Source organism: Neogemmobacter tilapiae, assembly GCF_014652215.1.
Taxonomy (GTDB): Bacteria; Pseudomonadota; Alphaproteobacteria; order Rhodobacterales; family Rhodobacteraceae; genus Neogemmobacter; species Neogemmobacter tilapiae.
The window spans coordinates 307,367-332,969 of the sequence record NZ_BMYJ01000004.1 but is presented as its reverse complement, the minus strand read 5'-3'; the positions used below and the strand labels follow the sequence as shown (position 1 = coordinate 332,969).

Here is a 25,603-nt window from a genome sequence, read left to right as displayed (position 1 = left end):
TTCACCATCCCGCCCCAAGGCAGGTTCAAAGTGAACGGTTGTTAGGTTTTCTCAAAACGGGCGACCTATCGCCCGTCCGTCTGTCAGATCAACGCCGGTCGCGCGATCGGGTTCCCTGCGGCTTTCAGGAAATTCAGCGCCGAAAACGCAGGCTCATGTGCGGTGTCACCATCAAAGCAGAAAGCGGGCATCCGGCGGCCTTTCAACCGCGCCGCCAGCGTGTTCAGCGAGGCCAGCATCGCCGCATTCGACCCCACCACCTGCACCTTGGCCCCCGCCGAAAGGTTCGGCAGGAACGCCAGGATCAAGCCGATGACCACCATCGTCTCACGCGCCGTATCGGCACCCGGCGCCACCAGATGCAGAAACCCATCACAAGGCCCGACCTGTGCCGCCAAAGCATTCACCTGCGCCGAGGACGAAAGGTTCGTCCAGACCCGACCGGCCTGCGGGAACAAGGCCCCCGCCAGCGACATGCGGATCGGATCATCCCCCGCCACCACCAGCCGCCCGCCCCGCGCCACATGCGCCTCGACCGCCGGATGCGCGATGGCAGCGGCAGTGACGACCAACAGCGGGCCCTTTTGCGATGTTCCTGCGTTTTTCATCGGAAGCACCTTTCATCTGATGCGCCGACAACGCCCAAACCGCCCAGCGGTTCCCCGCCGCGCCTTTCACAACACTTGGAACCCGTCCCACATCCCCGCGTTGTGTCCCCATCGCGGCCAACCGCCGCCCTGATGGGAGAAATGACATGACCACCAAGACCAAGGAAACGATGGGTCTGGACGCCCTGTTCGAACATGCCCTGAAAGACATGTATTACGCCGAAAAGAAAATCTATCGTTCGCTGCCCAAGATGATCAAGGCGGCCAACGACCCGGCGCTGAAAGACGCGCTAACCGCCCACCGCGATGAAACCCAAAGCCAGATCGAGGTACTGGAGCAGGTCTTTGAACTTTTGGGCAAACGCCCCAAGGCCGAAAAATGCGACGCGATGGACGGCATTCTGGAAGAGGCGACCAGCCTGCTGGAAGATTTTCAGGATGGCGCCGCCAACGACTCGGCCATCATCTTTTCGGCCCAGGCGGTGGAGCATTATGAGATCAGCCGCTACGGTTCGATGCATGCCTATGCGGTGCAGTTGAAAATGAAAGAGGCCGCCAAGCTGATCAAGGGAATCCTCGATCAGGAATACGCGGCGGACAAGTCGCTCTCGGCCTTGGCCGAGGGGCAGTTGAACGCCAAGGCTGCGTAAACATCCACGTTTCAACCCCAGACAGCCGCGCTCGCAAGGCGCGGCTGTTTTGGTATCTTGTTCTCTTGCTGTTCCCAGCCAAACCGATGTTAATGTCCATATAGATCGGGCCGCGAATCATGACGCGCCAAGGAGTGCGGATGGAACGACTCGAACGGCGGCGCGGATTGGCTTTAAAGCGCCGCAATGGAAAACCCGACTTTCTGGGCGAGCTGGGCGAACTGATCCTGACGCCCCGCAGTCCGGCCTTCCGCTATGCTTTTGCGGTGCTGTGTTTTGCCACGGCCCTTGCCGTGCGGTTCATCTTTGATGAACAACTGCCCCCCGGTTTTCCGTTTCTGACCTTCTTCCCCGCAGTCCTGATCACTTCGGTATTTTCCGGCATGCGCTTGGGCATCGCGGTGGCCGTCGTCAGCGGCCTTTCGTCGTGGTTCTTCTTCATCCCACCGGTCTGGAGCTTTCACATCAACGGCGGCTCCATCGTCGCCATGATGTTCTACACCCTTGTCGTGACGACCGAACTTACCTTCATCGCCGCCACCGGTGTCGCCCTCCGCCGCCTCGCGCGCGAAGAAAAGCGCAGTTTTGAACTCGCCCATGCACGGGAGTTGATGTTCAACGAATTGCAGCATCGCGTGTCGAACAATCTGGCCACCGTCGCCGCCCTGCTGCGGATGCAGGCCAGCCGGGTTGAGGATGCCGATGGCAAAAAGGCCCTGTCCGAAGCGCAGCTTCGGATCAGCACCATTTCACGCCTGCAACGGCGGCTGCATTCGCCCAACATCCAAAGCATCGACATCGGCGCTTTCCTGCAAGACTTGGTCGACGACTGCCTCGATGCCGCCGGCGCCGCCGAGGCGCAGAAGGTCACGCTGTCAACGCAGTCCTTTGCGCTGGCGCATGACAAGGCCATTCCCTTGGGCCTGATCGTCAGCGAAGTGTTGATGAATGCCGTCGAACACGGGGCCGAGGCTGGGCCAGACAAGCCCATCGAAATCACCATGCAGGTCGCCCCCTCGCCCGAGGAAGAAGGGGCCTTCCATGTCGTCATCGCCGTCCGTGATCATGGCGCAGGCGTGCCCGAAGGTTTCGCCGTCGAAAAAAGCCGCAGTCTGGGTCTGGGCATCGCCCGCCAATTCGCTGCGCAATTGGGCGGTCAGTTGACCATCACCAACGCGCCGGGTGGCGGCGCGCTGTCAACCTTGGCCTTTGACGCGGTGCCGGTTCGTTAAGACGCCCGCGCCTCAGCCGACTCCCAGTTCCACCATCACCCCGTCCAGACTGCACACCACAAAATCCGCGCCCAGACTGCCCGCTTCGGCCAGTTTGGCCTCCACCGGGCTGCGGATGCCGTTCTTGTCCAGGCCCTCGGGCACGCCCCAGATCATCACCCCCACGCGCAGCCCCGGATGCGACCGCTTGATCCGCCGGATATGCAGCAAGGACGCCCGTGACGGGGCCGGATCCAGAAAGCACAGCACAACCGCCTGCCCCCCATCGGCCAAGGCCCCCAGCCGCGCGGGCATCAGATCGGCATGGGTCAAGGCCCGCACCTTCTGCCCCCGCGCCTCCAACATCTGCCCCAACATCACCGCCGACACATCATCCAGCGAGGTCCGCCCCCCGACCAGCGTCACGCCCGGCCCGGCCTCGGCCCCCTGCCCCTCATCCTCGGCCACCGCTGCCATATCATTCACCAACTGGCCCGCCACCTCGGCCACCCGGTCCTCTTGCGCCGCACTCAGCACGCCCCGGTCATAGTCCGACTGCGCCAACAACAGCGCGGGAATCCCGGTATCGCGATAGTAATCCTCCAGCTTCTGCGCCCGCAAAGCCTCATCTGCCCGCGCCGCCGCCTCCACCGCGTCGCCTGCCAACAACCGCTGATACAGCCGCGCATGCGGTGGCAAGACTGGCTCATCCCCGAACAGGATATCGAACAACTTAAACTGCGGAATATGCCGCCCCAACACCACCAAACAGACCGTCAGGGGCGTGGACAGCACCAGACCCAACGGCCCCCAGATCCAGGTCCAGAAAATCGCCGCCACAATGATCGCCAAGGGCGAGGCCCCCGTCCGCGATCCGTAAAGCCAAGGCTCGATCACATTCGAGGTCAGCGCCTCCACCCCCGCGAACAGCGCCCCGGTCCACAACACCGCCGACCAATCGGGCGACACCGCAAAGGAAAGGAACAGCGGAAAGGCCGCCGCCAGCACCGACCCGATATAGGGCACGAAACGCAAGACCAGCGTCAGCATCCCCCAAAGCAGCGCATTCGGCACCCCGATCATCCACAGGCCCAACCCAACCGGCACCGCATAGATCGTGTTCACCAACAACTGCATCAGCAGATATTGCCCGACCCGCGCCCCCGCATCCTCCAGCAGTTCCGTCGTCCGGTGCAGGTCATTCGCCCCAATCAACCGAATGAAACGATCCCGCAGTTCCTCCCGCTCCAGCAGCATGAAGATCACGACCACCATCACCAGCCCCGTCGTCGCCACCGGGCTGATCAAGGGCAGCACCAGATCGCGCAACATATCGACGGCGCTTTGCTTTTCCACCACCTCCACCGGCATCGGCTGTTGCGTCTCGGGCCCCGGCACGGCTGCAGAAATCCGTTCGTTGATCACGGTCAGCATATCCGCCAACCGCGCCATCAACCCACTTCCTTCGCCTTGCAACGCCTCCAGCTTGGTCAGGATATTCGCCTGAAAGGTCGGCAGGTTCTGCGCCAACAGGCCCAGCTGCGACACGACCAGCAACAGAAAGGCCCCGATCAGCAGAAAGGCAAAGGTCACCACAGCCAGCACCGACAGAAGCATCGGCAGGCCCAATTTGCGCAGCATCGTCACCAAGGGCGACAGCGCAAAGGTGATCAGCAAGGCAATCGCCAGCGGCAGGAACACCTCTTGCCCGACATGCAGCACGGCCACCGCGACAATCGTGCTGATCACCACCGTCGGCGTGATCGCCCCCCCCTGCGTCGGGGGCTGCACCCAATACCTGCCGTCCTTGCCCGCCGGAATGTAACCCATGACGCCCCCCTGACTGATCCTCATGAACAACGGCCACCCCCCGCCGGTTCCCTGCACCTTTCGGGAACCAACCGCGCCGCCGGGCGTTTGTGGTGCAGATGTAACATGAAAGGATCGACCATGAACTGGGATCAGATCGAAGGCGGCTGGAAACAATTCGCCGGCAAAGCCCAACAGACCTGGGGCGACATCACCGGCGACGATTGGGCCAAGATCAAAGGCAAGCGCGAAGAGATCGTGGGCCTTGTCCAAAGCCGCTATGGCCGCGCCAAGGAAGAGGCCGAGCGCGAGGTTGAAAACTGGATGCGCACCCTCTAACCGCGCCCCAGTCCAGAAAGGCCCGCCCCCAAGGCGGGCCTTTTTCTTTGCGCCCCGATTTTCTTTGCATCGCTTGGAACCGCCCGCAGACCATCGCGTTAACGGTTCAATCGGCGCGACACCGCGCCTTCTGTCACAAAGGAGACCATCATGCTGGGTTGGGCACTGACCTTCCTTGTTGTCGCTTTGATCGCCGCCGCCTTGGGCTTTGGCGGCATCGCCGGCACTTCCGCCGGGATCGCACAGATCCTGTTCTTCATCTTTATCGTTCTGTTCGTGGTGGCGATGATCGCCCGCGCGATTCAGGGACGCCCCCCGGTCTGATCCCCTGCCAGACCAAAGGGCAAAAGCCGCCAGAGAAATCTGGCGGCTTTTCCCTTGCGATCAGCGCGGATCGGACAAAACCCGCCGCACCCGCAATTGCGGCACCCCGTCCGAGGTTTTCTCAGCCGAATTTCCCCAGGCATCAATCACCCCCCGCACCTGCCGCCGCAGGTTGGAAAAGCTGTCGAAACGCACCACATCCACCGCCTCGTCAAAGCGTATCTCCACCGCGCGCCCGTCGCCCTCGGCGGCAAGCGCCATGATCCGCCCGGTGAAATCCTGTCCCAGATACTGCCCCCGCACCGCATCGCCCAAGGCCAGCTCCACCCGAGCTTGCCCCTTGGCCAGCCGCGCGTGCAGCGTGTTCCAGTCCCGCGCCCCCGCCAAATGCGCCACCCGCTCCAACGCCTCCGAGTGGCTGATCACCTGCCCCTCCGCCAGCAGCCTGCTGCGCAGCAATTTCGCCTGCGCCTTCGCCTCTCCAACAGTTTCCAGCATCACGCCCCCTTCCGAACCCACCGCAGCAACCAAAGCGCAGCCATCACCATCCCCCCATCCGCCAGCGGATAGGCCCACCAGATCCCGCCAGCCCCCCACAAGAAACCAGCCAACAGCACCAAAATAGGCGTCAGCAGCCAAGGCTTGACCAAGGTCAGCAAAGCCGTTGCCGCAGGCCGCCCCACCGCCTGAAAATACAGCGCCAGAACCAAAACGGGGCCGGAAAACGCATAAAGCCCCATCATCGGCCGCAGCATTCCGCTCACCGCCTCGCCCAAGGCCGCATCATTGGCAAAGATCGTGCCCACCCTTGGCCCCAACCCCACCAACACCACCGCCACCATCAGGCACCAGACAAAGGCGCAGACCATCGCCAACCGCAGCACCGCCACAGCCCGATCCTGCAACCCCGCCCCGTGGTTGTTCCCCACGATGCTTTGCATCGCCAAGGCCATTGCCATCTGCGGCAGAAAAGCAAAACCCAGCAGCCGCGTCACCACCCCATAGCCCGCCACCAGCACGCCATAGTCCGCCCCCGCCACCATCCGCAGGGTCACGATCACCGCCATCGCCACCACAGCGATCCCGATGAACCCCAGACAAAGCGGCGCGCCCAACAGCAGCATAGGCCCCCAGCCCCCCGTCCAGCGATGCCGCCACAGCATCGCCAAGGGCAGGCCCTGCCCCGCCCGCGCCCGCACAAGGATCAGCAGCCCCAACCCCAAAACCTGTGCCAGCACTGTGCCCAAGGCAGATCCGGCAAGGCCCAGATCACACCAGACGATCAGCGCATAATTGCCCGCCATATTCGCTAGGTTTACGAAAAACGACAGCAGCGCCACCAGCCCCGCCCGCCCCTCATTGCGAAAGGCATCGGCGTGCAGGCCCAAGATCAACTGCACCGGCATCGCCAAAATCAGGATCAGCAGATAGCCATAGGCCATCGCCGCAACCGGCCCGTCCTCCGGCGCGAGGGCCCCCAGCATCGCCCTGCCCCCCATCAGGAACAACCCGATACCCAAGCCCGACAGAACCAGCGCCAGCCCATGCGCCCGCGCAAAACTGGCCCCTGCGGCCTCCCTATCCCCCGCCCCCAACTGCCGCGCCATCAGGCTAGACATACCCCCGCCGATCAGCGTGGACAGCGCCGTCAGGATCATCACCACCGGAAAGCCAAGGCTCACCGCTGCCAAGGCCTCGGCCCCGACAAAATGGCCAACAAAGACCCCATCCACCACACTCAGAATCCCGCCCATCGACAGGACCACCGTCATCGGCAAAGCGTTGGACATAAAAAGCCGACCCACCGGGGCCGACAAAAACGCATTGTTCGCAGCGTGCCCTTTTGACATCGCTCACTCCTCTTTCAAGGCATTTCAGGATGGATGGGAGCCTGCATTGCCCACCTGCGAAATGCTTCGAGGGTGAGTTGTCATTCCTCGGGCTTCACCGTGACTTGCGTCGCAGGCGGCCGGTGCCCGATACCGGCGGTCTGCTTAGGGGCTTTGCGGGGGGGTGTCAAGGCCGTGGGCAACGGCTGACTTCGCTCTGGCCAAGTCGCAGCTTTGCTTGCTACGCTCAGATCTCGATTTTGAATTTTCTTTTAGGAGCATTCTGATGCGCAAACTTAGTCTTTGCATCCTTGCGGCAACCATCCTCGCAAGCCCCGGTTTCGCCAAATCCGCCAAATGCCAACTGACTGTTGAAGGGACCACCTATATGGACGGTCCCTGTGAATTCAGCCCGATGGGCGATGGCGGCGATTTTCAGATCAGCGCGCCCGACAACCCGTGGTTCGCCTATGTCTATGTTGATCCCGATGGCACAGCCATGGGCCATTGGAACGCCGATCAAGACAGCGGCGGGGCCTATGTTCCAACCTCCCGCGCCCATGCGCCCTTGGGCACTTTGCGCCGGAATGAGGCCTGTTGGCAGAACGAAACCGTCTCGGTCTGCGCTTGGTAGTCATGGAAAAAGGCCCGCCAACCGGCGGGCCTTTCCCCTCTTGCGACGAAGCTTAGCCTTCAAAGCGCGGCAGCGCCTCCAGCTGTTCCTTCGTCATCGCCACTTCGATGCGCAGCTCTGACCCATCGGCATCCCGCACGATGTTCATCTCGCCCAGTTCCAAGGCAACCGGCTTTTCGCCAATCCCCAGAAACCCACCGACATCGACCACCGCGTTGGCAATTTGGCCTTCGTCCGTCAGCACCAGTTCCGACACTTCGCCGATCCATTCGTCATTCGCGTCATAGACCCGCGCGCCGGTCAGTTCTTCGCTGGTCAGCGCTGCCGTATCAACAGCCTCATAGTCCTCGACCGGGGTCGCGTCGGCCACGGCAGGTGCTTCTTCGGTCGCCTCCGGCATCACTTCCGGCGCCACCGCCACATCGCCCGTGCCCGCATCCGGGGCCACGATTTCGGGGGCGGTTTCCGCAGGCAAGGTCGTGTCCTGCGCCATCACTGCAAAGGTCGAACCGGCCAAAAGCGCCGTGGAAAGCATAAGATGTTTCATAACATTTCTCCATCTTTTCCGATATTTGGCGTGTCATCACGCTTGCCCAACCAATGCACGGCGGTCGATATGGTTCCGACATTTCTGCCCTTTCCACCCTTTCGGCGGAATGCGGCCCATCCTCATGCTGCTTGCGCAGAAACCCGCCAAGGTTGCGGAACCAAACCGCCCCCAGCCGCGTTCCACCCGCATCAATAAAAGACGGGAGAGGACGATGAACATCGCGGTTCAGCGGCAACAGTCGCATGTTTCGATGAAAGGTGTGACGGCCGTTTTGCTGGCCGGGGGTCAGGGCACGCGGCTGCATGAACTGACCAAGGCCGAGGCGAAACCGGCGGTGTTCTTCGGCGGCAACCGGCGGATCATCGACTTTACCTTGGCCAATGCCGTGCAGGCGGGCATCGAAAACCTGATCGTCGCCACCCAGTATCGCCCAGAAACGCTGCACGCGCATATCCCCGCGCAATGGGGCCGCCATTTCCCCAGCGACGGGCTGATCCTGCGCGAAGGCATGGCCACCACCGCGCGCGGCTATCTGGGCACCGCCGATGCCGTCTGGGCCAATGCAGCACAACTGGATGCCTTGGGCACGGAACAGGTCATCGTTCTGTCAGGCGATCATGTCTATCAAATGGACTATGCCGCGATGATTGACGCCCATCGGGCCAGCGGGGCCGATGTCACCTTGGCGGCGACCACCGTCCCCATGGCCGAAGCGCGCGGTTTCGGCGTGATCGAGGCGGATGCCACAGGCCGCGTCACCGGCTTTGTCGAAAAGCCGCTGCATCCGCCAACCTTGGCCGATGCGCCGGGGCGTTCGCTGGTGAACATGGGCATCTATGTCTTTGACTGGCGCTGGCTGCGCGCGGTTCTGGCCACCGATGCCGCCGATCCGCTGTCCAGCCATGATTTCGGCAAGGACATTCTGCCCGTGGCGGTGCATTCGACCCAAATGCAGGTCTGGCGCAGCGGCGCAGCCGGGGCCGAGCCTTATTGGCGCGATGTCGGCACCCTCGACGCCTATCGCACCGCGCAACTGGATTTCCAGTCCGGACAGCCGCCCTTTGCCCTGCCTGGCCTTGGCGCACCCTCCGCCCATGACGCGCTGCAATTCGGCTTTTCCCTGGGCATCGCCGGTCTGTCGCTGCGCGCCCCCCGCCACCGCCCCGACGCCGCCCACCGCTGGACCCTGCTCGAAAACAGCGTGATCCTCCCCGGCGCGCGTCTGGGCACCGGCGTTCGCCTCAGCAATGTCATCGTCGCCCCCGGCACCAATGTTCCTGCGGGCCTTGTCGTCGGCGAAGACCCCGAGGAAGACGCCCGCTGGTTCCGCCGCACCGAAGGCGGCACCACACTGATCACCACCCAAATGATCGTGCGCCGCGCGATGAGTCGCCCAAGCCGTCTGCCCCTTTCCGGCCTTGCCCCGAAATTCGCGCCGCTGCGCGCCTGACCCAAAGGTTCCCCATGTTCGACGTGAAAAAACAGACGCTGACCCTTGTCCCCGAAAAGGGCCGCCCCGAAACCTTGGGCGCGGAATGCGATGCCGAAGGCACCAATTTTGCCCTGTTCAGCGACCATGCCGAACGGTTGGAACTTTGCCTTTACGACGACGAAGGCCGCAACGAAATCGCCCGCTTTGACCTGCCCCAGATGGAAGGCGGCATCTGGTTCGGCTATGTCCAAGGGGCCGGGCCGGGGCAGGTTTACGGCTACCGCGTCCACGGCCCCTATGCGCCGGAACAGGGCCACCGCTTCAACCCCGCCAAGCTGCTGCTCGACCCTTACGCCCGCGAAATTCGCGGGCCGCTGCAATGGGATGATGCGCTGTTCGGCTATCCGGTCGGCGGCTTGGATCTGGAACGCGACGACCGTGACAGCGCCCCTTTCATGCCCAAGGCCGTGGTCGCCGACCCCGCCTTTGACTGGGACGCCGACCGCACCCTTTCCCACCCATGGGAAAAAACCGTGATCTATGAGGCCCATGTCAAGGGCCTGACCATGCGCCACCCGGATATCCCCGAAGATGACCGTGGCACCTTTCAAGGCCTCGCCAGCCAACCCGTGCTGGACCATCTGACAAAGCTGGGCGTCACCGCCATCGAACTCTTGCCCATCCATTTCTTCGCCCAAGACCGCCATTTGATCGAAAAGGGCCTGTCGAACTATTGGGGTTACAATTCCTTGGGCTTTTTCGCCCCCAACGCCCCCTATCTGAAAACCGGCCGCATCCGCGAGGTGAAAGAGGCGGTGAAACGCTTCCACGCCGCGGGGATCGAGGTGATCTTGGATGTCGTCTACAACCACACCGCCGAGGGCAGCGAACTGGGCCCCACCCTGTCCTTCCGGGGCATCGACAATGCCAGCTATTACATGCTGGCCGAAAATCCCCGCCATTGCTTTGACACCACGGGCTGCGGCAACACGCTCAACATCGCCCATCCGATGGTCCTGCGCATGGTGCTGGATTCCTTGCGCTATTGGGTGCAGGTCTGCCATGTCGATGGCTTCCGCTTTGACCTTGCCTCAACCCTTGGCCGGGAATCGAGCGGCTTTGAACGCGAAGGCGCGTTCTTCAACGCCATCCGCCAAGACCCGGTCCTGTCCCAAGTGAAACTGATCGCCGAACCTTGGGACATCGGCGACGGCGGCTATCAGGTCGGCGGCTTTCCCTGGCCCTTCCGCGAATGGAACGACAAATTCCGCGACGACACCCGTGCCTTCTGGCGGCGCGATGATGCCTTGGCCCCCCGCCTTTCGCAGCGCCTGCTCGGCTCGCCCACCCAATTCGACCATTCCCGCCGCCCGGCCACCTCGTCCATCAATTTCCTCGCCGCCCATGACGGCTTTACCCTTTGGGACACGGTTTCCTACAACGAAAAGCACAACGACGCGAACAGCGAGAATGGGGCCGATGGCCACAGCAACAACCTATCGCACAATCTGGGGGCCGAAGGCCCGACCGACGACCAAGGCATCAACACCGCCCGCATCCGCCGCGCCAAGGCTATGCTGGCAACCCTGATCTTGTCGCAAGGCGTGCCCATGCTGCTGGCGGGCGATGAAATCGGCCAGTCCCAGCAGGGCAACAACAACGCCTATGCCCAAGACAATGAACTCGCCTGGATCGACTGGTCCAACCCGCGCACCGAACTGGCCGATACCGTCGCGGCCCTCATCGCGCTCCGTCAGGAACTCGCACTCTCAACCGCCGACTTCGCCGGGGGCGAAAGCCTAAAAGCCGGGTGGTGGCACCCCGAAGGCCGCTGGATGGAGGATGCCGATTGGCACGATCCGCAGGCAGGCACCCTTGCGCTGCACATGGAACGGGCAGAACGCCCTGCCCTTTTGATCGTGCTGAACCGGGGCGATGATGCCACCTTGACCCTGCCCGAGGGCGATTGGCACCGTCGGGCCGACACCAGCACCGAACAAGGCCGCTTGGCCGATGGGACAGAGCATGGCAAGGTGGGTCTTGGCTGGCAAAGCGTCACTCTCTTTGAAAAGGCCTGATCCTTCGGGCCGTGTCTTCTCACAGCGAAAGGAATCCTCATGACCGCCCATCAGGAACAACTGATCCGCGAACGCGCCTATGACATGTGGGAGGCCGAGGGCCGCCCCGAAGGCGCCAGCGAACGCCATTGGCAGCAGGCCCAGGACGACATCGCCCGCGCCAATGAACCCGCCGTGAAGCCCAAACGCAGCCGTGGCAAGGGCAGCCCCGCGCAGGTGGCCTTGGCCGATGCCTCGGCCACCACCGAAACAAAGGCCCCGCCCCGCAGCCGCCGCAAGGCAAGCTAAGCCCAGCGCGACCCGGCCCTTTGCTTGGCCCACAGACCCAAAGATCCCGGCCCTTCCGCCGGGATCATCGCATTTTCCACGGCCACCGCCGCCGCCACCCTGGCCGCCAAGTCACGGCTGGCCCCAATGCCCTGCACGAAAGGGTTCCGCTCCAGCAGCCAAGGCAGCGCCAGCACATGCACCCGCCCCATCCCCTTGGGCCGGAACGCCCCGTCCAGATCCATCGGCCCCGCCCCGCGCCCCAGCATCGCCCGCATCGTCGGGAAGGGCCATTGCCCCTGCCCCCGCTTGCCCTGCCCCCGCGCGTCGACAAAGACCGAAAAGCGGAACCGCCCCGCCTTGCAGGCCAGCGTCACGCCCGAAGACGCAGGCCGCAGCCGATAATTCTCCCCCATCGCCAAAACCCGAAGCCGCCCCGCCCGATGCAGCGCCAACAGCCGTTCAATCGACAAGGGCGGCACTGCCGCGTAATTGTCGGTAAAGACCGGCTTTAAAAACCGCTCAAACCGCGTCCGGTCCGCCGCCGTCATCGCTGGCAGCAAGGCCCCCACCTCTTCATGCAGCCGCAGGATCGCATAGCGCCAACCCACCACCTTTTGCGCCTTATGGTTCGCCAAAGTCTCGGCCAGATTGGCCTCGGCCCAATCAAACGCGTCCATCTTCTTGCGCCGCCCAAAGACCAGCGCCGGAAAATCCTCCACCCGCGCCTTGCCCAGATAGCGCCGCGCCGCAAAGCCCGGATCGGCCAGGGTGATTTCCGCCTTCATCAGCGCAAAGACCCGGTCCAGCAAACCCTTGCTGCCCAAACCCCGTGCCTTGGCCAAAGCCTCATCCGTGCAAACCACCAAGGGTTCATAGGGCAAGGGGCACCAGAAATCCGCCTCGGGCAGCAGCCCGTTCCGCGACAGCATCACCATCCGCAGCCCCTCGCTGCCCGGATCGCCAATATAGTCCAACTCCCCCTTCACCCGCTCAAACCGCCCTTGCGCACAGGCCAAGGCCAGCGCCGCATCAATCGCCGAAAGCGAACTGCCCAGAATGCCCACGGTCTCGGCCCCAACATCGCCCAGCGCCATCGCAGGCCAGGGCGAGGTGAAACGCCCCACCGCCGCCTGATCCTGCTCGGGCCAGACATGCCCCGTCGCCAGCACCACCCGGTCAAACTCCGCCTCATGCAGCGCGCCATCCTGCCGCCAGACCAGCCGCACCTCGCCTGCCCCCGGCTTCACATCCACCACCTCGGCTCCGGTCAACACCCGCGCACCCGTCGCCTGCACCAGCCCCGCCAATTCATCGGCAAACCAATCGCCCAGCAAAAGGCGCGGCAGAAAGGCCCGCTCATCCACAACCTCTGGCCCCAGCCCATAATCCGCCAACCGCCCCGCGCCCGCTCCTTCCAGCCAATCCAGATAGCTTTGCCCCAAGGGCGGAATCTCAATACTGCCGATATTCGCCAGCATTTCCGGCGTGTTCTGCCCCGGTGCATAGGGCATCCCCCGCCCCGCCTGCGGCCCGCCTTCGAACAAGGTCACAGCCCGCGCCAACCCCAGATCGGCCAAGGCCTTCAGCGTGTAAATCCCCGTCGGCCCTGTTCCTACAATCGCAATCCGCTGCGGCATCACGCTCTCCTCTTGACGCAGAACAACCCCCGCCTCACCCCTTGGGTTCCGTGCTGCAAATGTCCCTGATCACGGCAAGTTTTGGCCAGCAACTTGCGATTATCCACAAATAACCTACACTGCGGGAAATATTTCGCAGGATGGAGCCGCGAGCGTGCTGACGAAGATTTCGATTGTTTCCTTGTCCCTCAGTCTGGCCGCCTTTGGCGCCGTACAAGCCGCCCCCTGTGGCAATGACAGTTCGGGGTATGAGGCCTGGAAACCCGTCGCCGCCGCAGAAGCCAAGGCTGCCGGTGTGGGCAAACGCGGGATCGAGGCGCTACTGGGTACCTCCTACTCCACCCAGACGATCAAGGCCGACCGTGGCCAAAAATCCTTCAAATACTCGCTGGAAAAATTCATGGAGGTGCGCGGGGCCGAAGCCATCGTCAGCCAAGGCCGCAAGCGCAAGGCCAAATCCGCCGATTTCTATGCCGGGCTCGAGGCCCGCTATGGCGTGCCTGCGGGCGTGATCATCGCCATTCACGGCATGGAAACCGGCTTTGGCAATTTCATGGGCGACACCAATGTCGTCTCGGCCATCGCCACCCTGTCCTATGATTGCCGCCGTTCCGAATTCTTCACCGGCCATATGCAAGCCGCTTTGAAACTGGTCGATCAGGGTGTGATCACCACCCAGACCATCGGCGCCCGCCATGGTGAGGTCGGCCATACCCAATTCCTGCCGGGCAATGTCTTAGCCTATGCCGTCGATGGCAATGGCGACGGCGCTGTCGATCTGGCCAATCAGGCCGATGCCTTGGCCTCCACCGCGAATTTTCTGGCGCAAAAGGGCTGGCAGCCGGGCAAGGGCTATCAAGAGGGCGAGCCGAACTTTGCCGTGATCAAGCAATGGAATGCGGCCACCGTCTATCAGCAGGCCATCGCCATCATGGGCGGCCGCATCGACGGCTAGGCCTCTGCACGGGGTCTGTTGCGGCAGGCCCCAATCTAGGCCGGTTTCGGGATCAAAGACTGAAACATCCGCGCCCGGCCACGCCCTGCGCGTTTTGCCGCATAAAGCGCCATATCGGCATCAGCCAACATTTCCGCGGCCTTTGGGCTGGTGTAATGGTTTGATACCGTCATGCCGATGCTGGCCGAAACGGTGCATGGCCGCCCCTCATAAACCATCGGGCGCAGGATTTGTCCGATGATCCTTTGCGCGACCGCACGCAACTTGGCCACCGCCACAAGGCCCGGCAGCACAGTCACGAATTCATCCCCCCCCACCCTTGCGACGATATCGCTTTCGCGCATTTCACGGCGCAGGGCTGCAGCCACTTCGCGCAACACATAGTCTCCGGCCGCATGGCCCAAGGTGTCATTCACGCTCTTAAAGAAATCCAGATCCAGATGCATCAGCGCAAAGGGTGTCTGCGTCGCAATGAACTGGTCCAGCGCCTGATCCAAGGCCCGCCGATTGTACAGCCCTGTCAGCGGATCGGTCTGCGCCTCGGCTTTGGCTTGTGTCTTTTCCCCCTCCAACCGCGCGTTCTTTTGCCGCAGATCTTCGGTCAGCACGCTTTTGACCTCGACCAGATAAAGCATTTCCATCGCCAGATCGGTTGGCGCGAAATCAGCCTCCGTCAGCGCATACCGTCGCACGGCCTCCAACACTCCGGCCCCGAACGACAGGTTCAACAACACTCCACCACCCGCCAAGGGCACCACCGCCCCCCGAAAGCTGGCATGCCCCCGTTCGGACAGGGCCACAGCCACCTTCTGCCCCTTGCCGGGACACAACTGCGCCATCGAATGCACCCGGCCGGGGCGGCGCACGGTAAAAAGATCAAAGAAGAATGCCCCCTGTCGAACCGACTTTGGCAGGATTTTCTGCAACGTCGATCCCAGCGAAATGATCCGTCCCACCGCATCCAGCGCCATATACATCGGCATCAGACACTCCAAGGCATCCATCTCCAAGGCCAGAACATCGCAGCGTTCCCCCGTCACGACAGGGCCCCTGCCGTTGCCAGGTCGAAATGGCGCCCCTCGGCAAACCCCTGTTCCAAAACGCGGACACCCACCACCTCACCCCCTTGGCCATCGCCGTGATGTTCGATGACAGCCAAGGTGCCATAGTCATCCGCCAAGGCTCGTAGCAACCCGACCAGCACATAAGCGCAGCCCGGCAGGGCTCCCTGCACCCGCACAACGAAATGATCGTCACCCATTTGCGTCAAGACCATTTGCGGCAGATCAAGATCTGCTAAAGCCAGCCGCGCCCGCTCCGGCAGTTCATCCAGCGAAAACAGAAAATCGACAAAACCCGCGCCCCCGAACCGCAGCAATCGACGCAAGGCCTGACAGTTCGGATGGCAGATCAGATAATTCCCCATATCCTCAAACAGGGTTTCGCGAGGGCGGTTCAACACCACCACCATCGCATCAACAACCCGCCCAGTCAGCGTCGGATCATAGTGGGTCAGGCTCTCGAAACCTTCAAAACCCAGTTCGGCGTGGCGGGCGATACTGATCCAAGCCGCCACACCAAAGGTGTCGCGCACAAAAGATTGGAAAGCCTTATTGACCAGACCGTGCATGAATGCCCCCAAAACTGCATTCAGCCTAGCGGCCCAGCGTTAACAATTGCCTTCCAAAACTGGCCTCAATTTTGCGGAACGAAAAGAATTTCGTTTTGCCCAACCACCAGCGCCTGAAGCGTCACGGGCCGCAGCTTGGGTTCTCCCGCCTGAAGTTGCGCAATCAGCGCCTCACCCACGGCCCTCTCCCACATCTGCGGCCCGTCGATCTGAAGACTTTGCCAAACCCAGGTCGCGCCATCGTCTGTCGTGCCATAGCCTTCGACCCGCAGATCCCCAGACTTGCCGCGATACAGCAGCAAGGCTTCTTCCCCCGGCTCTTCAGGCAGGGCATCATAGAACATCGCCACACAGCCCGGCGTCCCCCCCGGCAGCGGCGTCGTGCAGGCTTCATGCAGCGCCATCACCTGGTAATCGTCCATCCAAGCCACCAGCCCGTCTCGCATCGCGCCCGAACGCGCGGGCTGCGCTGGCAAAATCGCCTTCAACTCGGCCTTCATTTCCGGCGTCGGCCCATAGCTGATCGTCGTCCCCTCACTCCGCGCCGCCCCTGTCGCCTCGGCCAATTTGGGCAAAGCCAACGCCTTCGCCTGTCCCTCCAACGCCGTCAAAGCCGCCGCCCCCGCCCGGCCCCAGCGGTTCAGCGCCCGCAGATCGGCCACCTCGCCCTGTTCCGCCAAGGCAATCGCCCGCCGCATCTGACTGTTCGCCGACAGCCGTTCGGCATCCAAAACCGGCGTCAGCGTCAGCGCGGCCATTGCCCCCATCCCCAAGGCCATCCAGACATTCGTCTGCCGGATACCCTGCATCCAGGCCGCCCCACGCGCCACCGACACGGCATAGCCAAGCCCATAGCCCAAGGCCACCACGGCCGCCAGCAAGGCCAACACCCGTTCCGGCGAAAGCCCATATTGCCCCACCCGCAGCCAGACGGCCCAAGCGCCAAACCCCGCCAAAAGCAGCACACAAACCGCCAGACCCCGCGCCGATTGCCGGATCACGGGACTTGCCGCCGCCTGATCATCCGCCCGGTCAATCGCCATGCTGACCATCGCCGCGCCCACGGCCGCCATCGCCAAAAGCACCCCCGCTGCCGAAAGCCCCCCAAACAGGTTCGACAAGCCCTTCACCGGCAAGGCCAGCAGGAAAACCGCCGTCACCAGCAAAACCAACGGGGCCAGCAACCGCAAAAGCCGGATCAGCAGATCGGGCGACACATAGTCGCCAAGGTCGGAAATCACCGCCAGCGATAGACCAATCGCCGTGCCCGTCAGCACAAAGCCCACCGCCTCTTCGCGCAGCAATTCCTCGATCAGCGTGATGCCCACCAGCGACAACAGCGCATCCGACAGAAACACCAGAACCCAGACGACGCCGACAAAGACCAGCGCCGCAAGGGCACGGATGGTCAGCCCCCAAGCATGGTTGAAAAGCGCGCCATAGTCCCGCCAATGCGGACCAGACGCCCGCGCCAAAAGAAACGGCAGCGGGATCAGCCCCAGAACAAAGGCCGCCAGAAAGCCGAAACCCTGATCGAACAGATCATAGGGGTCGTCATGCCGCAGGCTGACCCATGTCAGCAAGGCCGCAGGCGGCAGCGCCGCCAGCAAGGCCCCGGTCAAAGCCTGCCCCCAACGCATCTGCCCGGCCAAGGCCAGCAGCGCCGCAAAGAACCCCGCCGTCAGCGTGCAGATGAAAATCGCCCAGCGCCCCGTCAGCCAATCGGCCTCCACCACCTCGGCCAAAGCCCAGATCGACAGCCCCGCCGCCGCCCCCAGGCCCGCCATGATCCAGCGATGGCGCAATTGATCGGTCAACATAGCAAGGCCCCCAAAGGAATTTCCGGCAGGCTATCCCGTTGGCGGCACTTGGGGAAGTGCGGCAAACCTCACCCTCAGAAATCGGTCGGGGCCCCGCCCTCTTGCTTGCGCTTGGCCACAAACCGCGCCAGTTCCTCCTGCGCCACATGGTCCATCGCCGGGGCCTCAAACTCGGCCAAGATCTGCTTGTACAGCCGATGCGCCCGCTCGGCCGTCCAGACCGCCCCGTCCTGCTGCCAGGCCTCATAGTTCCGCCAGTCGCTGACGAAGGGCGCATAAAAGGCCGTCGAATACCGCGCTTGGGTATGCGCACAGCCAAAGTAATGCCCCCCCGCCCCCACTTCGCGGATCGCGTCCAAGGCAATGTCATCGTCCGTCGTGGCCCAAGTCGGCTGTTCGAAATAGCGCTGCATCATCTGCAACACTTCGCAATCCATCACGAATTTCTCAGGCGACGCAATCAACCCGCCCTCCAACCAGCCCGCTGCATGAAAGATCATATGGCTGCCCGATTGCACCCCCGCCCAAAGCGAATTGCAGGTCTCCCACATCGCCTGCGCATCCGGCACATTGCCCGCACAAACGCCAGACGACCGCATTGGCAGCCCATAAAACCGCGCCATCTGCCCCGTCATCTGGGTCGCCCGCATATATTCCGGCGTCCCAAACGCCGGCGCACCCGTCCGCATATCGACGTTCGAGGTAAAAGTTCCGATCATCACCGGACAGCCCGGTTTGATATATTGCAGCAGCGCAATCGCCGACAAAGCCTCGGCCAGCGACAAAGCCACCGCCCCCGCCATCGTCACCGGGGCCATCGCCCCCGCCAGCGTAAAGGGCGTCACCACCACCGGCTGGCCCCGCCGCGCCATCCGCATCGCCCCGTCCAGCATCGGATGGTCATGTTTCAGGGGCGAGACGGAGTTGATGTTGGTGAACATCCGGGGTGCCGCCTCAAATTCCGAATGCGACAGGCCCCCCGCCAGACGCACCATCTCCATCGCGTCTTCAATCCGTTCCGTGCCCAGCGAATAGGCGTGAACGACCTTATCCGTTTGCGTCAGCAGTTCCTGCAAGCAATCCAGATGCCGCACGCTGGCATGGATATCCACCGGCTCCACCGGATAGCCGCCGTTGATGTGGATGCAGTTGAAATATTGGGAAAGTTTGACGAATTCCTGAAAGCTGGTGAAATCCCCCGACCGTTTCCCCCGCTCCAGATCCCAGGCATTCGGCGGCGAGGCGACCGCCCCGAAGACCATCGACTTGCCGCCCATCGTGATCATCCGCTCTGGATTGCGCGGGGTCACGTTGAACGGCCCCGGCGCATGGCCCAGCATTTCCATCACAAAGGCCTCATCGAACCGCACATTCGTGCCGTTCACAAGGCAACCCGCCTGTTTCAGGATCGTTATCGCCTCGGGGTTCAGCATCTCGATGCCGATCTCCGACAGGATCCGCATCGCCCCCCGATGCAGCGCGGCCACCCCGTCCGCATCCAAAGGCTCGGTCGGTCGGTCGCTGTTTTCCACCCGCCGCCAAGGCATCTGGTCGATCGCCGCCGTCCCCGCCCGTTCCTTCATGCCCGCCCGGCCCCCGGCCCGACGCTTGCGGCCCTGTTCTTCGGTCATGATCGCCCCTTGCCTTGCGTTTCCCCAAGGATGCCTAGGCGCAGAACGAAAACCCCTTCCACAGCCGACCCAAATCTGTCGTTTTCAGGCCGCCCGCCCCGCGATCCATGCGGGAAGCGCCCCTATATCGGCCAAAACCACATCCGCATGCGGCGCCAGCTCGTCTTTCTTGGCGATTCCCGTCAGCACACCCACACAGGCCATGCCCGCCGCCCGCCCCGCCGTCAGGTCGTGCCGGCTGTCGCCCACCATCGCCACCTGCTCCGCCGCAAGCCCCGTATGCGCCAGAAACGCGTTCAGCATCCCCGGCCCCGGCTTGCCCCCGAAACCAGAATCATATCCCGCCACGAAATCGAACAGATGCAACACCCCGAACCGCGCCAGATGCTCCCGCGCCGGTTCTTCCGTGTCATTCGTCGCCAGACCGACCTTGATCCCCCGATCCCGCAGCCCTTGCAGGAAATCGACCAAAGGCACCGTTTCGACCAAAGTCACGGCCATTGAGGCGGCGTCCAACTCGTCCGACAATTCGTCCAATTCCCGCCCCGGCAGGAAATCCAGCAGAATCCGCGCCGAATCCCGCACGGTGGCTGCAATCACCGGGCTGTCGGGCGCAAAGCTATGCGTCGGCAGGTCAAACCCAATCGCCCGCCCCATCGCCACGGCCTCGGCCTCGTCCTTGGCCAGACCCCGCACCACGGTCTCGACCCAAGGCCCCCAAGCCTTGCGAAAGTCGAACAGCGTCCCGTCCTTGTCGAAAACCACGCCCCGGATCATGCCCTGCCCCTTTTGCCTGCGACCAAGGCCTAACCCGTCCCGTGCCTCAGGTCCAGTCGGGCACAAAGCCCCCCGGCAGGCTGATCCTTGCCCGCAGCAGACTGTCATTCGGCAGGTTCAGTGCCGAACAGCAGGCAATCACCACATCATCATCCAGCATCAGAAAATCCAGAACCGAGGCCAGAAACTCCGGTTCCTTGATCCCTTCCTTCAGATCCTGGGCGCTGGCCCCGGTCTCATTCAAAAAGATCTGCAAAACCTCGGTCTCGCTCACCATCCAAGTCAACGCCTGAACCGCCACGGTTTCTGCCACTTCGCGCTTAATCATCACTGCACCTGCAATCGACAGCCTGAAATCGGAACTTCCTGCCAGTATGACGGGAAACTGGAAAGGAATTGTTAACCAGTATGCGCGAAGATTGAAGCAGGAATTGGGAAGGGCTGCAAACCGGGCCATGACGGGCAAGATCCTCATCGTTGATGACGTTGCGACCAATCGCATCGTGCTCCGGGCCAAGTTGGCCGCGGCTTGGTATCGCCCGCTTCTGGCCTCCGATGGCGCCACGGGCCTGCATATCGCAAAAACCGAACAGCCTGATCTTATCCTGATCGCCGATCAATTGGCCGATATGGATGGGCTGACGGCCCTGGCCCTGCTCCGCGCCGACCCCGGTCTTTCGGCCATTCCCATCCTCTATCTCGCCTCTTGCGGTGACCCCGATCTCCGCTTTCGGGCCTTGCAGGCCGGGGCCGATGATTTCATCGCCAAACCCATTGACGATCAATTGCTTATCGCCCGTCTTCGCAATCTGGTCGGCAGCAGCGCAGGGGGGGCCGAACCCGCCGCTCTGACCGGCCTCGCCGAAGAACCCACCATCTTCGAAACCCCGGGCTTGATTGCGATGATCGCCGGTGCGGAACAGACAACCCTTCGCTGGCAGCAAGACCTGACCCCTTTCTTGGCGGCTCGGCTGCAACCCGTGACCGCCAATCAGGCCTTGGGTATCAGCGGCCCCGCTGGCCCGGCTCCGGATGTCATCCTGCTTCAGGCGGATTGCAGTCAGGGTCAGGCGGGGCTGCAACTTTTGTCGGAACTGCGCAGCCGACCGACCACCCGCCATGCCGCAATCTGTGTCATCTGCACCGGCAACAGCGCGGCGGGCGTCGCTATGGCCTATGATCTGGGCGCGAATCAGGTGATTCCCGCCGATTTTGATCCGGCGGAACTCGCCCTGCGCCTGACCAAACTGATTCGCCGCAAACAACATGCCGACCGTATCCGCGCCTCGGTCGCCGATAGCATGCGCGCCGCTGTCACCGACGACCTCACCGGTCTCTGGAACCGTCGCCATGCGCTCGCCCACATGCCCGGCATTGTCAGCCGCTCCCACGCAGCAGGCCTGCCCTATTCCGTGCTTGTCGTGGATCTCGACCGATTCAAATTAGTGAATGACCGATATGGCCATGCCGCGGGTGATCAGGTGCTGATCAAGGTCGCCCGCCGCCTCACCGCCAACCTGCGCGAAGGCGATCTTCTGGCCCGCATGGGGGGCGAAGAATTTCTGGTGGGCCTGCCTGACACCGATGCCGATCAGGCCCACCGGATTGCCGAACGCTTGTGTGACACCGTGAATGTCCGGCCTTGCCTCCTGCCCGATGGCACCAGCCTTCCGGTCACCGTCTCGATTGGTCTGGCCACTGGCCTTCCGGGCTTGCTGATCCCCGAAACGCTGGCCGATGTCATTGAACGCGCCGATCAGGCGCTTTTGCGCGCCAAGACCGCAGGCCGCAACCGCGTCACCTCGGCGCAGAACGCCGCCTAGTCGCCCTTCTTGCCCCCACCATGCCGCAGCCCCGCTTCCAGCCGGTCGGCAAAGGCCTGACGCGCCGCCACATCCATCGCATCAATCCGCTCCAGCAGCAGGTCACGCCCCACCGCCACCCGCGACTGCATCCGCCCCTGCACCTGATCCAAAGCCGCCCGCAGCGCCGCCGGATCATAGGGATCCGCCCGCAGCACCCCGATCAAGGCCAAAGCATCCGCCCGCATCGCCATCCGATCCGCCCGGAAATCCGGCAGTTTCCGCAAAAATCCCTGCCGCAATTCCTTGCGATCCTCTTCCGACAAAGCCTCGGTGAACGGACCAAAGGCCAGATCCTTGATCATCCTTTCCCGCGGCCCGCCATCCCGCATCACCGCCCCCGCCATCAGGCCCATCACCCCAAGGTTCACCGCCAGCAGCGTAAAGAACGCCATCCGCCAACGGTTGCGCGGCGGTTTTGCGACCGGATCCACAGATTGCTCGCTCATCACATCAACCCTCGCTCAGGATGACATCCGCCGTGTCATAGCCCGGAAACATTTCCACCGTCTGCGCCGCTTCGACCAAGCCCAAACCGCCCGCCACATCCGCCACGCCCGGCCCCGCAAAGCCCAGCCACAGCCCGCTCAACGCCGCCGTCGTCAGCCCCGCAGGCCAGCCCACCAGCCACGACCGCCAGCCGCTTTTCTGCACCACAACCGCCCGCTGCGGCACCACCGCCACCGGCTGCGCCGCATAGGCCTGATCCAGCATCCGTGCCATGAAATCCACCGAAGGGTCGGCTTTCGCTATCCGCGCTTCGCTGAACAGGGCGTCCAATTCTTTGTCCGTCATCATCCCCTAGACCCCTTCATCTTCAAAACCCAAAGCCGCCTTCTGTCCCGCCAGCACAGCGGCCAAGGCCCGCTTTCCCCGTGCCGTCAGGCTTTCCACCGCTTCCACACCAATCTCCATCGCCACCGCAATCTCGGGGTTCGACAGCCCCTCGATATGCCGCAGGATCACCGCCTGTCGCTGCCGTTCCGGCAAGGCATCAAGCCCCGCCTGCAAGGCCGCCATCCGATCGCGCTCCAGCATCTGCGCCGCGGCCGAAGCCCCGCCATCCGCCACCTCTTCGCCTGCTTCCATCGGCTGATGCCGCCGCCGCGACTGCACCCGCAGCCGGTCGGTGCAAAGGTTCCCCGCCACCCGGTAAATCCAGGCCCGCACCTGCATCTCGCCCGGCCGCCAGCCCGGTGCCGCCTTCCACAGACGCAGCAGCGTTTCCTGCACCACGTCCTCGGCTTCGGCCCCGTCGCCCCCCAGCATCCGCCGCGCAAAGCCCAAAAGCCTTGGCACCAGCCGCAGCGTCAGCAACCGCGCCGCCACCCGGTCGCCCGCCGCATAGCGCGCCACCAGAACCTCGTCGCTTTCGCCCGCCTCGCCCGTGTCCAAAGCCATCGTCATCCGCAACAGTCTAAAGGTTTCTCCCCCGCCCGCAATCACGCGGGCGGGGGCCATTCCTCAGCGCAGGCTCAGTTGTCGCCGCCCATCATGCCACGCATCCAGCCGCCGCGCTCACCCCGTTTGCCGTGATGGTCCATCGCCGCATCCGCCTCGGCCTTGCTGACGGCCCCATCTCCATCCGCATCCAGCCGCTCAAACAAAGATTTCGGTTGCGGCCCCGCCGCCAGTTCTTCGGCCGTCAGCGCGCCATCCGCATCCGTATCCATCCGCTCGATCATCTTGCCCGCCATCTCGGTCTTCCGCGCCGCTTCCTGCGCCTCATGGAAGGCCACCAGTTCCTCGGCCGTCACCTTCCCGTCGCTGTTCGCGTCGATCTTGGCAAACTGCGCCGCCTTGAAAGCCTCCACCTCGGCCTCGGTGACCTTGCCATCCTTGTCCGCGTCAAAATCCTCGAACTTCAACATCATCCCCGGACCGCCCATCGGCCCACCCATCCCCATCGGCCCGCCTTTGGCCAAGGCCGGCACCACGCCCAGACCCATCACGGTCACGCTGGCAATCAACAGGGCTTTCAACTCGCTGTGCATTCTCTGCTCCATTTTCTGCTCGGCCACGGGTCTTTCCCGTCGCTCTGCATTGAAAACGTCGCATCTGTGCGGTTCCGTCGCAGCGGATTGCACTTTTCTGCAATGGTCCTGCCCGCCCCAATCGCCTATATCTTCGGCAACAAGGAATCTGTCATGACCGATATTGCCCTGCACGATCCCGATGACCGCCCGATGGGCCAGGCCCTGCGCCGTGGCTGGCGCTGCCGCTGCCCCGCCTGTGGCGAGGGGAAATTGCTGCAAGGCTATCTCAAGGTCCGCGACAATTGCCCAAAATGCGGCGAGGCGCTGCACCACCAGCGCGCCGATGATGGCCCCGCCTATCTGACCATCATGATCGTAGGCCATATCCTCGCCCCCGTCCTGCTGTTCGTCTATATGAAATGGCGGCTAGAGCCGATGACGATGATCTGGGTCTTTGGCTTGGGCTGCGTCGCCCTGTCCCTGTTCCTGCTGCCCCGCATGAAGGGCATCATGGTCGCCATCCAATGGTCCAAACGGATGCACGGCTTTGGCCATCAGCCGGAACCCGTTTCGGACTGATTACCCTTTTCCAGCCCGCCTTTTTCAACGGGCCAGATCGGATGCGCCACCGGGTCTTTCGCCCGCAACAGGTGCTGCCGGAAAATCTGCCCGTAAGACCGATAGACGTAATTGTCGTTCCGCTTTTGATAATGGTCCCGCCGGCCCGCATAGGTCGCGGGCAGATCATACCAAGGCAGGCCCGGATGCATGTGATGCACCGCATGCAGGTTGTTGTTCAGAAACAGCAGCGCCAAAGGCCCCTTATCCTCAATAATCACCGTCCGCCCCCGCGCCAGATCATGCGCCCGGTGTTCCAGAAAGGTCCGGATTTTCAGCAAAGCATGGCCCAGATAGCAGGCCAGCAGATAGCCCCACCACGGCATCGCCGCGAACCACAGCCATAGGATCACAGGCACCAGCCCCACCAGATGCAGCCCCCAGGCCAGCCGAACCCCACGCTTGCCAATCCAGATAAGCCGCGCCTCATTCCCCAGCCAGAAAAGATTGCCGATCAGCGGCCCCAGCAGCACCCGCCCCAGCAAAGTGTTGTTCACCCGCAGGATCAACCGCAGCCCGTTCGGCAAGCCCGACCAGACCGCCGGATCAAAGTAATTCGACTCCGGGTCGTCATAGGGGTCGGTCAAAATCGGATCATGGTGATGCGCCAGATGCGTCGCCCGAAACCGCCGATAGGGCACCGTCAGCGTCAGCGCAGGAAACACCAGCGCCTCATTCACCCGCCGCGACCGGAAAGGATGGTCATGCAGCGCCTCATGTTGCAAGGATGAAAACTGCGCGATGGCGATCCCCGTCAGCACAATCGCCAGAACCGGAACACCCCAGGCCCAGGTCGTCCCCAAGGCCCAAAGCCCATAGCTCGCCCCAAGCATCGCCAATGTCGGCCATTCGGCCCTTTGCCCCATCACAAGCATCCTTTTTTCAACAGGATACGCCCGGTCGCAAAAGGCTGGAATTCCGGGCTTTGGCAACGTAAACTCAACTTTGTTGATTTTCATCACC

28 protein-coding genes are annotated in these 25,603 nt (G+C 63.0%); 11 read left to right on the top strand and 17 right to left on the bottom strand.

Annotation, left to right across the window (positions count from 1 at the left end; translation table 11 throughout):
* Positions 1–83 precede the first annotated feature (83 nt).
* Positions 84–608 (bottom strand): hypothetical protein, encoded by a 525-nt coding sequence (locus tag IE095_RS08535; RefSeq protein ID WP_189411201.1) that lies wholly within the window; start codon positions 606–608, stop codon positions 84–86.
* A gap of 146 nt (positions 609–754) precedes the next feature.
* On the opposite strand from IE095_RS08535, the gene IE095_RS08530 reads away from it, so the two are divergent.
* Positions 755–1,258, top strand: a complete 504-nt coding sequence (locus IE095_RS08530; RefSeq protein ID WP_189411200.1) for a YciE/YciF ferroxidase family protein — start codon at positions 755–757, stop codon at positions 1,256–1,258.
* A 140-nt stretch (positions 1,259–1,398) separates the two neighbouring features.
* Positions 1,399–2,490, top strand: coding sequence for a sensor histidine kinase (locus IE095_RS08525; RefSeq protein ID WP_189411199.1), 1,092 nt, complete (start codon positions 1,399–1,401; stop codon positions 2,488–2,490).
* A 12-nt stretch (positions 2,491–2,502) separates the two neighbouring features.
* On the opposite strand, the gene IE095_RS08520 is transcribed toward IE095_RS08525, so the two are convergent.
* Positions 2,503–4,299: an AI-2E family transporter gene (locus IE095_RS08520; protein ID WP_189411198.1), complete on the bottom strand. Its 1,797-nt coding sequence runs from the start codon at positions 4,297–4,299 to the stop codon at positions 2,503–2,505.
* A gap of 120 nt (positions 4,300–4,419) precedes the next feature.
* Here IE095_RS08520 and IE095_RS08515 point away from each other — a divergent pair, with 120 nt between their 5' ends.
* Positions 4,420–4,617 (top strand): CsbD family protein, encoded by a 198-nt coding sequence (locus IE095_RS08515; protein ID WP_189411197.1) that lies wholly within the window; start codon positions 4,420–4,422, stop codon positions 4,615–4,617.
* Positions 4,618–4,767: 150 nt separating this feature from the next.
* Positions 4,768–4,941 carry a DUF1328 domain-containing protein gene (locus tag IE095_RS08510; RefSeq protein WP_189411196.1) on the top strand — a complete coding sequence of 58 codons (174 nt, stop codon included), beginning with the start codon at positions 4,768–4,770 and terminating at the stop codon, positions 4,939–4,941.
* Between the two features lie 60 nt (positions 4,942–5,001).
* On the opposite strand, the gene IE095_RS08505 is transcribed toward IE095_RS08510, so the two are convergent.
* Positions 5,002–5,439, bottom strand: coding sequence for a glyoxalase superfamily protein (locus IE095_RS08505; RefSeq protein ID WP_189411195.1), 438 nt, complete (start codon positions 5,437–5,439; stop codon positions 5,002–5,004).
* On the bottom strand, positions 5,439–6,791 hold the full coding sequence (locus tag IE095_RS08500) for an MATE family efflux transporter (protein WP_189411194.1): 1,353 nt from the start codon (positions 6,789–6,791) through the stop codon (positions 5,439–5,441). The genes IE095_RS08505 and IE095_RS08500 overlap by 1 nt, the downstream gene beginning before the upstream one ends.
* A gap of 265 nt (positions 6,792–7,056) precedes the next feature.
* On the opposite strand from IE095_RS08500, the gene IE095_RS08495 reads away from it, so the two are divergent.
* Entirely contained in the window at positions 7,057–7,404 is a 348-nt protein-coding gene (locus tag IE095_RS08495; RefSeq protein WP_189411193.1) for a hypothetical protein, read from the top strand.
* A gap of 52 nt (positions 7,405–7,456) precedes the next feature.
* Here the strand turns inward: IE095_RS08495 and IE095_RS08490 are convergent, their stop codons facing one another.
* Complete coding sequence (locus IE095_RS08490; RefSeq protein WP_189411192.1) at positions 7,457–7,951, bottom strand: PRC-barrel domain-containing protein; 495 nt, start codon at positions 7,949–7,951, stop codon at positions 7,457–7,459.
* A 214-nt stretch (positions 7,952–8,165) separates the two neighbouring features.
* On the opposite strand from IE095_RS08490, the gene IE095_RS08485 reads away from it, so the two are divergent.
* From IE095_RS08485 to IE095_RS08475, 3 genes are read left to right on the top strand one after another with little or no spacing between them, the layout of a single operon-like run.
* Positions 8,166–9,404: a sugar phosphate nucleotidyltransferase gene (locus IE095_RS08485; RefSeq protein WP_229804650.1), complete on the top strand. Its 1,239-nt coding sequence runs from the start codon at positions 8,166–8,168 to the stop codon at positions 9,402–9,404.
* Positions 9,405–9,418: 14 nt separating this feature from the next.
* Complete coding sequence (glgX, locus tag IE095_RS08480; RefSeq protein WP_189411191.1) at positions 9,419–11,464, top strand: glycogen debranching protein GlgX; 2,046 nt, start codon at positions 9,419–9,421, stop codon at positions 11,462–11,464.
* 39 nt (positions 11,465–11,503) lie between these two features.
* Positions 11,504–11,752, top strand: a complete 249-nt coding sequence (locus IE095_RS08475; RefSeq protein WP_189411190.1) for a DUF2934 domain-containing protein — start codon at positions 11,504–11,506, stop codon at positions 11,750–11,752.
* On the opposite strand, the gene IE095_RS08470 is transcribed toward IE095_RS08475, so the two are convergent.
* Entirely contained in the window at positions 11,749–13,371 is a 1,623-nt protein-coding gene (locus tag IE095_RS08470) for an FAD/NAD(P)-binding protein (RefSeq protein WP_189411189.1), read from the bottom strand. The two genes, IE095_RS08475 and IE095_RS08470, sit on opposite strands and share 4 nt — an antisense overlap.
* A 157-nt stretch (positions 13,372–13,528) precedes the next feature.
* On the opposite strand from IE095_RS08470, the gene IE095_RS08465 reads away from it, so the two are divergent.
* Entirely contained in the window at positions 13,529–14,326 is a 798-nt protein-coding gene (locus IE095_RS08465) for a lytic murein transglycosylase (RefSeq protein ID WP_189411260.1), read from the top strand.
* A gap of 35 nt (positions 14,327–14,361) precedes the next feature.
* Here the strand turns inward: IE095_RS08465 and IE095_RS08460 are convergent, their stop codons facing one another.
* The 6 genes from IE095_RS08460 to IE095_RS08435 all read right to left on the bottom strand — a co-directional run bounded on the left by IE095_RS08460 (position 14,362) and on the right by IE095_RS08435 (position 20,512).
* On the bottom strand, positions 14,362–15,366 hold the full coding sequence (locus IE095_RS08460) for a GGDEF domain-containing protein (RefSeq protein ID WP_229804649.1): 1,005 nt from the start codon (positions 15,364–15,366) through the stop codon (positions 14,362–14,364).
* Positions 15,363–15,956 (bottom strand): heme NO-binding domain-containing protein, encoded by a 594-nt coding sequence (locus tag IE095_RS08455; protein ID WP_189411188.1) that lies wholly within the window; start codon positions 15,954–15,956, stop codon positions 15,363–15,365. Before IE095_RS08455 ends, IE095_RS08460 begins: the two co-directional genes overlap by 4 nt.
* Positions 15,957–16,021: 65 nt before the next feature.
* The gene (locus IE095_RS08450) at positions 16,022–17,773 is read right to left on the bottom strand and encodes a DUF4153 domain-containing protein (protein ID WP_229804647.1); all 1,752 of its coding nucleotides are present in this window, start codon (positions 17,771–17,773) and stop codon (positions 16,022–16,024) included.
* Between the two features lie 77 nt (positions 17,774–17,850).
* Positions 17,851–19,407 carry a trimethylamine methyltransferase family protein gene (locus IE095_RS08445; protein ID WP_189411186.1) on the bottom strand — a complete coding sequence of 519 codons (1,557 nt, stop codon included), beginning with the start codon at positions 19,405–19,407 and terminating at the stop codon, positions 17,851–17,853.
* Positions 19,408–19,491: 84 nt separating this feature from the next.
* Entirely contained in the window at positions 19,492–20,184 is a 693-nt protein-coding gene (locus tag IE095_RS08440; RefSeq protein ID WP_189411185.1) for an HAD family hydrolase, read from the bottom strand.
* 46 nt (positions 20,185–20,230) lie between these two features.
* Positions 20,231–20,512, bottom strand: a complete 282-nt coding sequence (locus IE095_RS08435; protein WP_189411184.1) for a DUF3572 domain-containing protein — start codon at positions 20,510–20,512, stop codon at positions 20,231–20,233.
* 127 nt (positions 20,513–20,639) lie between these two features.
* Here IE095_RS08435 and IE095_RS08430 point away from each other — a divergent pair, with 127 nt between their 5' ends.
* The gene (locus tag IE095_RS08430; protein ID WP_189411183.1) at positions 20,640–22,007 is read left to right on the top strand and encodes a diguanylate cyclase; all 1,368 of its coding nucleotides are present in this window, start codon (positions 20,640–20,642) and stop codon (positions 22,005–22,007) included.
* Here the strand turns inward: IE095_RS08430 and IE095_RS08425 are convergent.
* The 4 genes from IE095_RS08425 to IE095_RS08410 all read right to left on the bottom strand — a co-directional run bounded on the left by IE095_RS08425 (position 22,004) and on the right by IE095_RS08410 (position 24,067).
* On the bottom strand, positions 22,004–22,495 hold the full coding sequence (locus tag IE095_RS08425) for a periplasmic heavy metal sensor (protein WP_189411182.1): 492 nt from the start codon (positions 22,493–22,495) through the stop codon (positions 22,004–22,006). The genes IE095_RS08430 and IE095_RS08425 overlap by 4 nt on opposite strands.
* A gap of 4 nt (positions 22,496–22,499) precedes the next feature.
* On the bottom strand, positions 22,500–22,844 hold the full coding sequence (locus IE095_RS08420; RefSeq protein WP_189411181.1) for a dihydroorotate dehydrogenase: 345 nt from the start codon (positions 22,842–22,844) through the stop codon (positions 22,500–22,502).
* 3 nt (positions 22,845–22,847) lie between these two features.
* Entirely contained in the window at positions 22,848–23,453 is a 606-nt protein-coding gene (locus tag IE095_RS08415; protein WP_373295406.1) for an RNA polymerase sigma factor, read from the bottom strand.
* Between the two features lie 68 nt (positions 23,454–23,521).
* On the bottom strand, positions 23,522–24,067 hold the full coding sequence (locus tag IE095_RS08410; protein ID WP_229804645.1) for an EF-hand domain-containing protein: 546 nt from the start codon (positions 24,065–24,067) through the stop codon (positions 23,522–23,524).
* 126 nt (positions 24,068–24,193) lie between these two features.
* On the opposite strand from IE095_RS08410, the gene IE095_RS08405 reads away from it, so the two are divergent.
* Positions 24,194–24,601 (top strand): DUF983 domain-containing protein, encoded by a 408-nt coding sequence (locus IE095_RS08405; protein WP_189411180.1) that lies wholly within the window; start codon positions 24,194–24,196, stop codon positions 24,599–24,601.
* Here the strand turns inward: IE095_RS08405 and IE095_RS08400 are convergent.
* Positions 24,577–25,506 carry a fatty acid desaturase gene (locus IE095_RS08400; protein ID WP_229804644.1) on the bottom strand — a complete coding sequence of 310 codons (930 nt, stop codon included), beginning with the start codon at positions 25,504–25,506 and terminating at the stop codon, positions 24,577–24,579. The genes IE095_RS08405 and IE095_RS08400 overlap by 25 nt on opposite strands.
* Between the last annotated feature and the right edge of the window lie 97 nt (positions 25,507–25,603).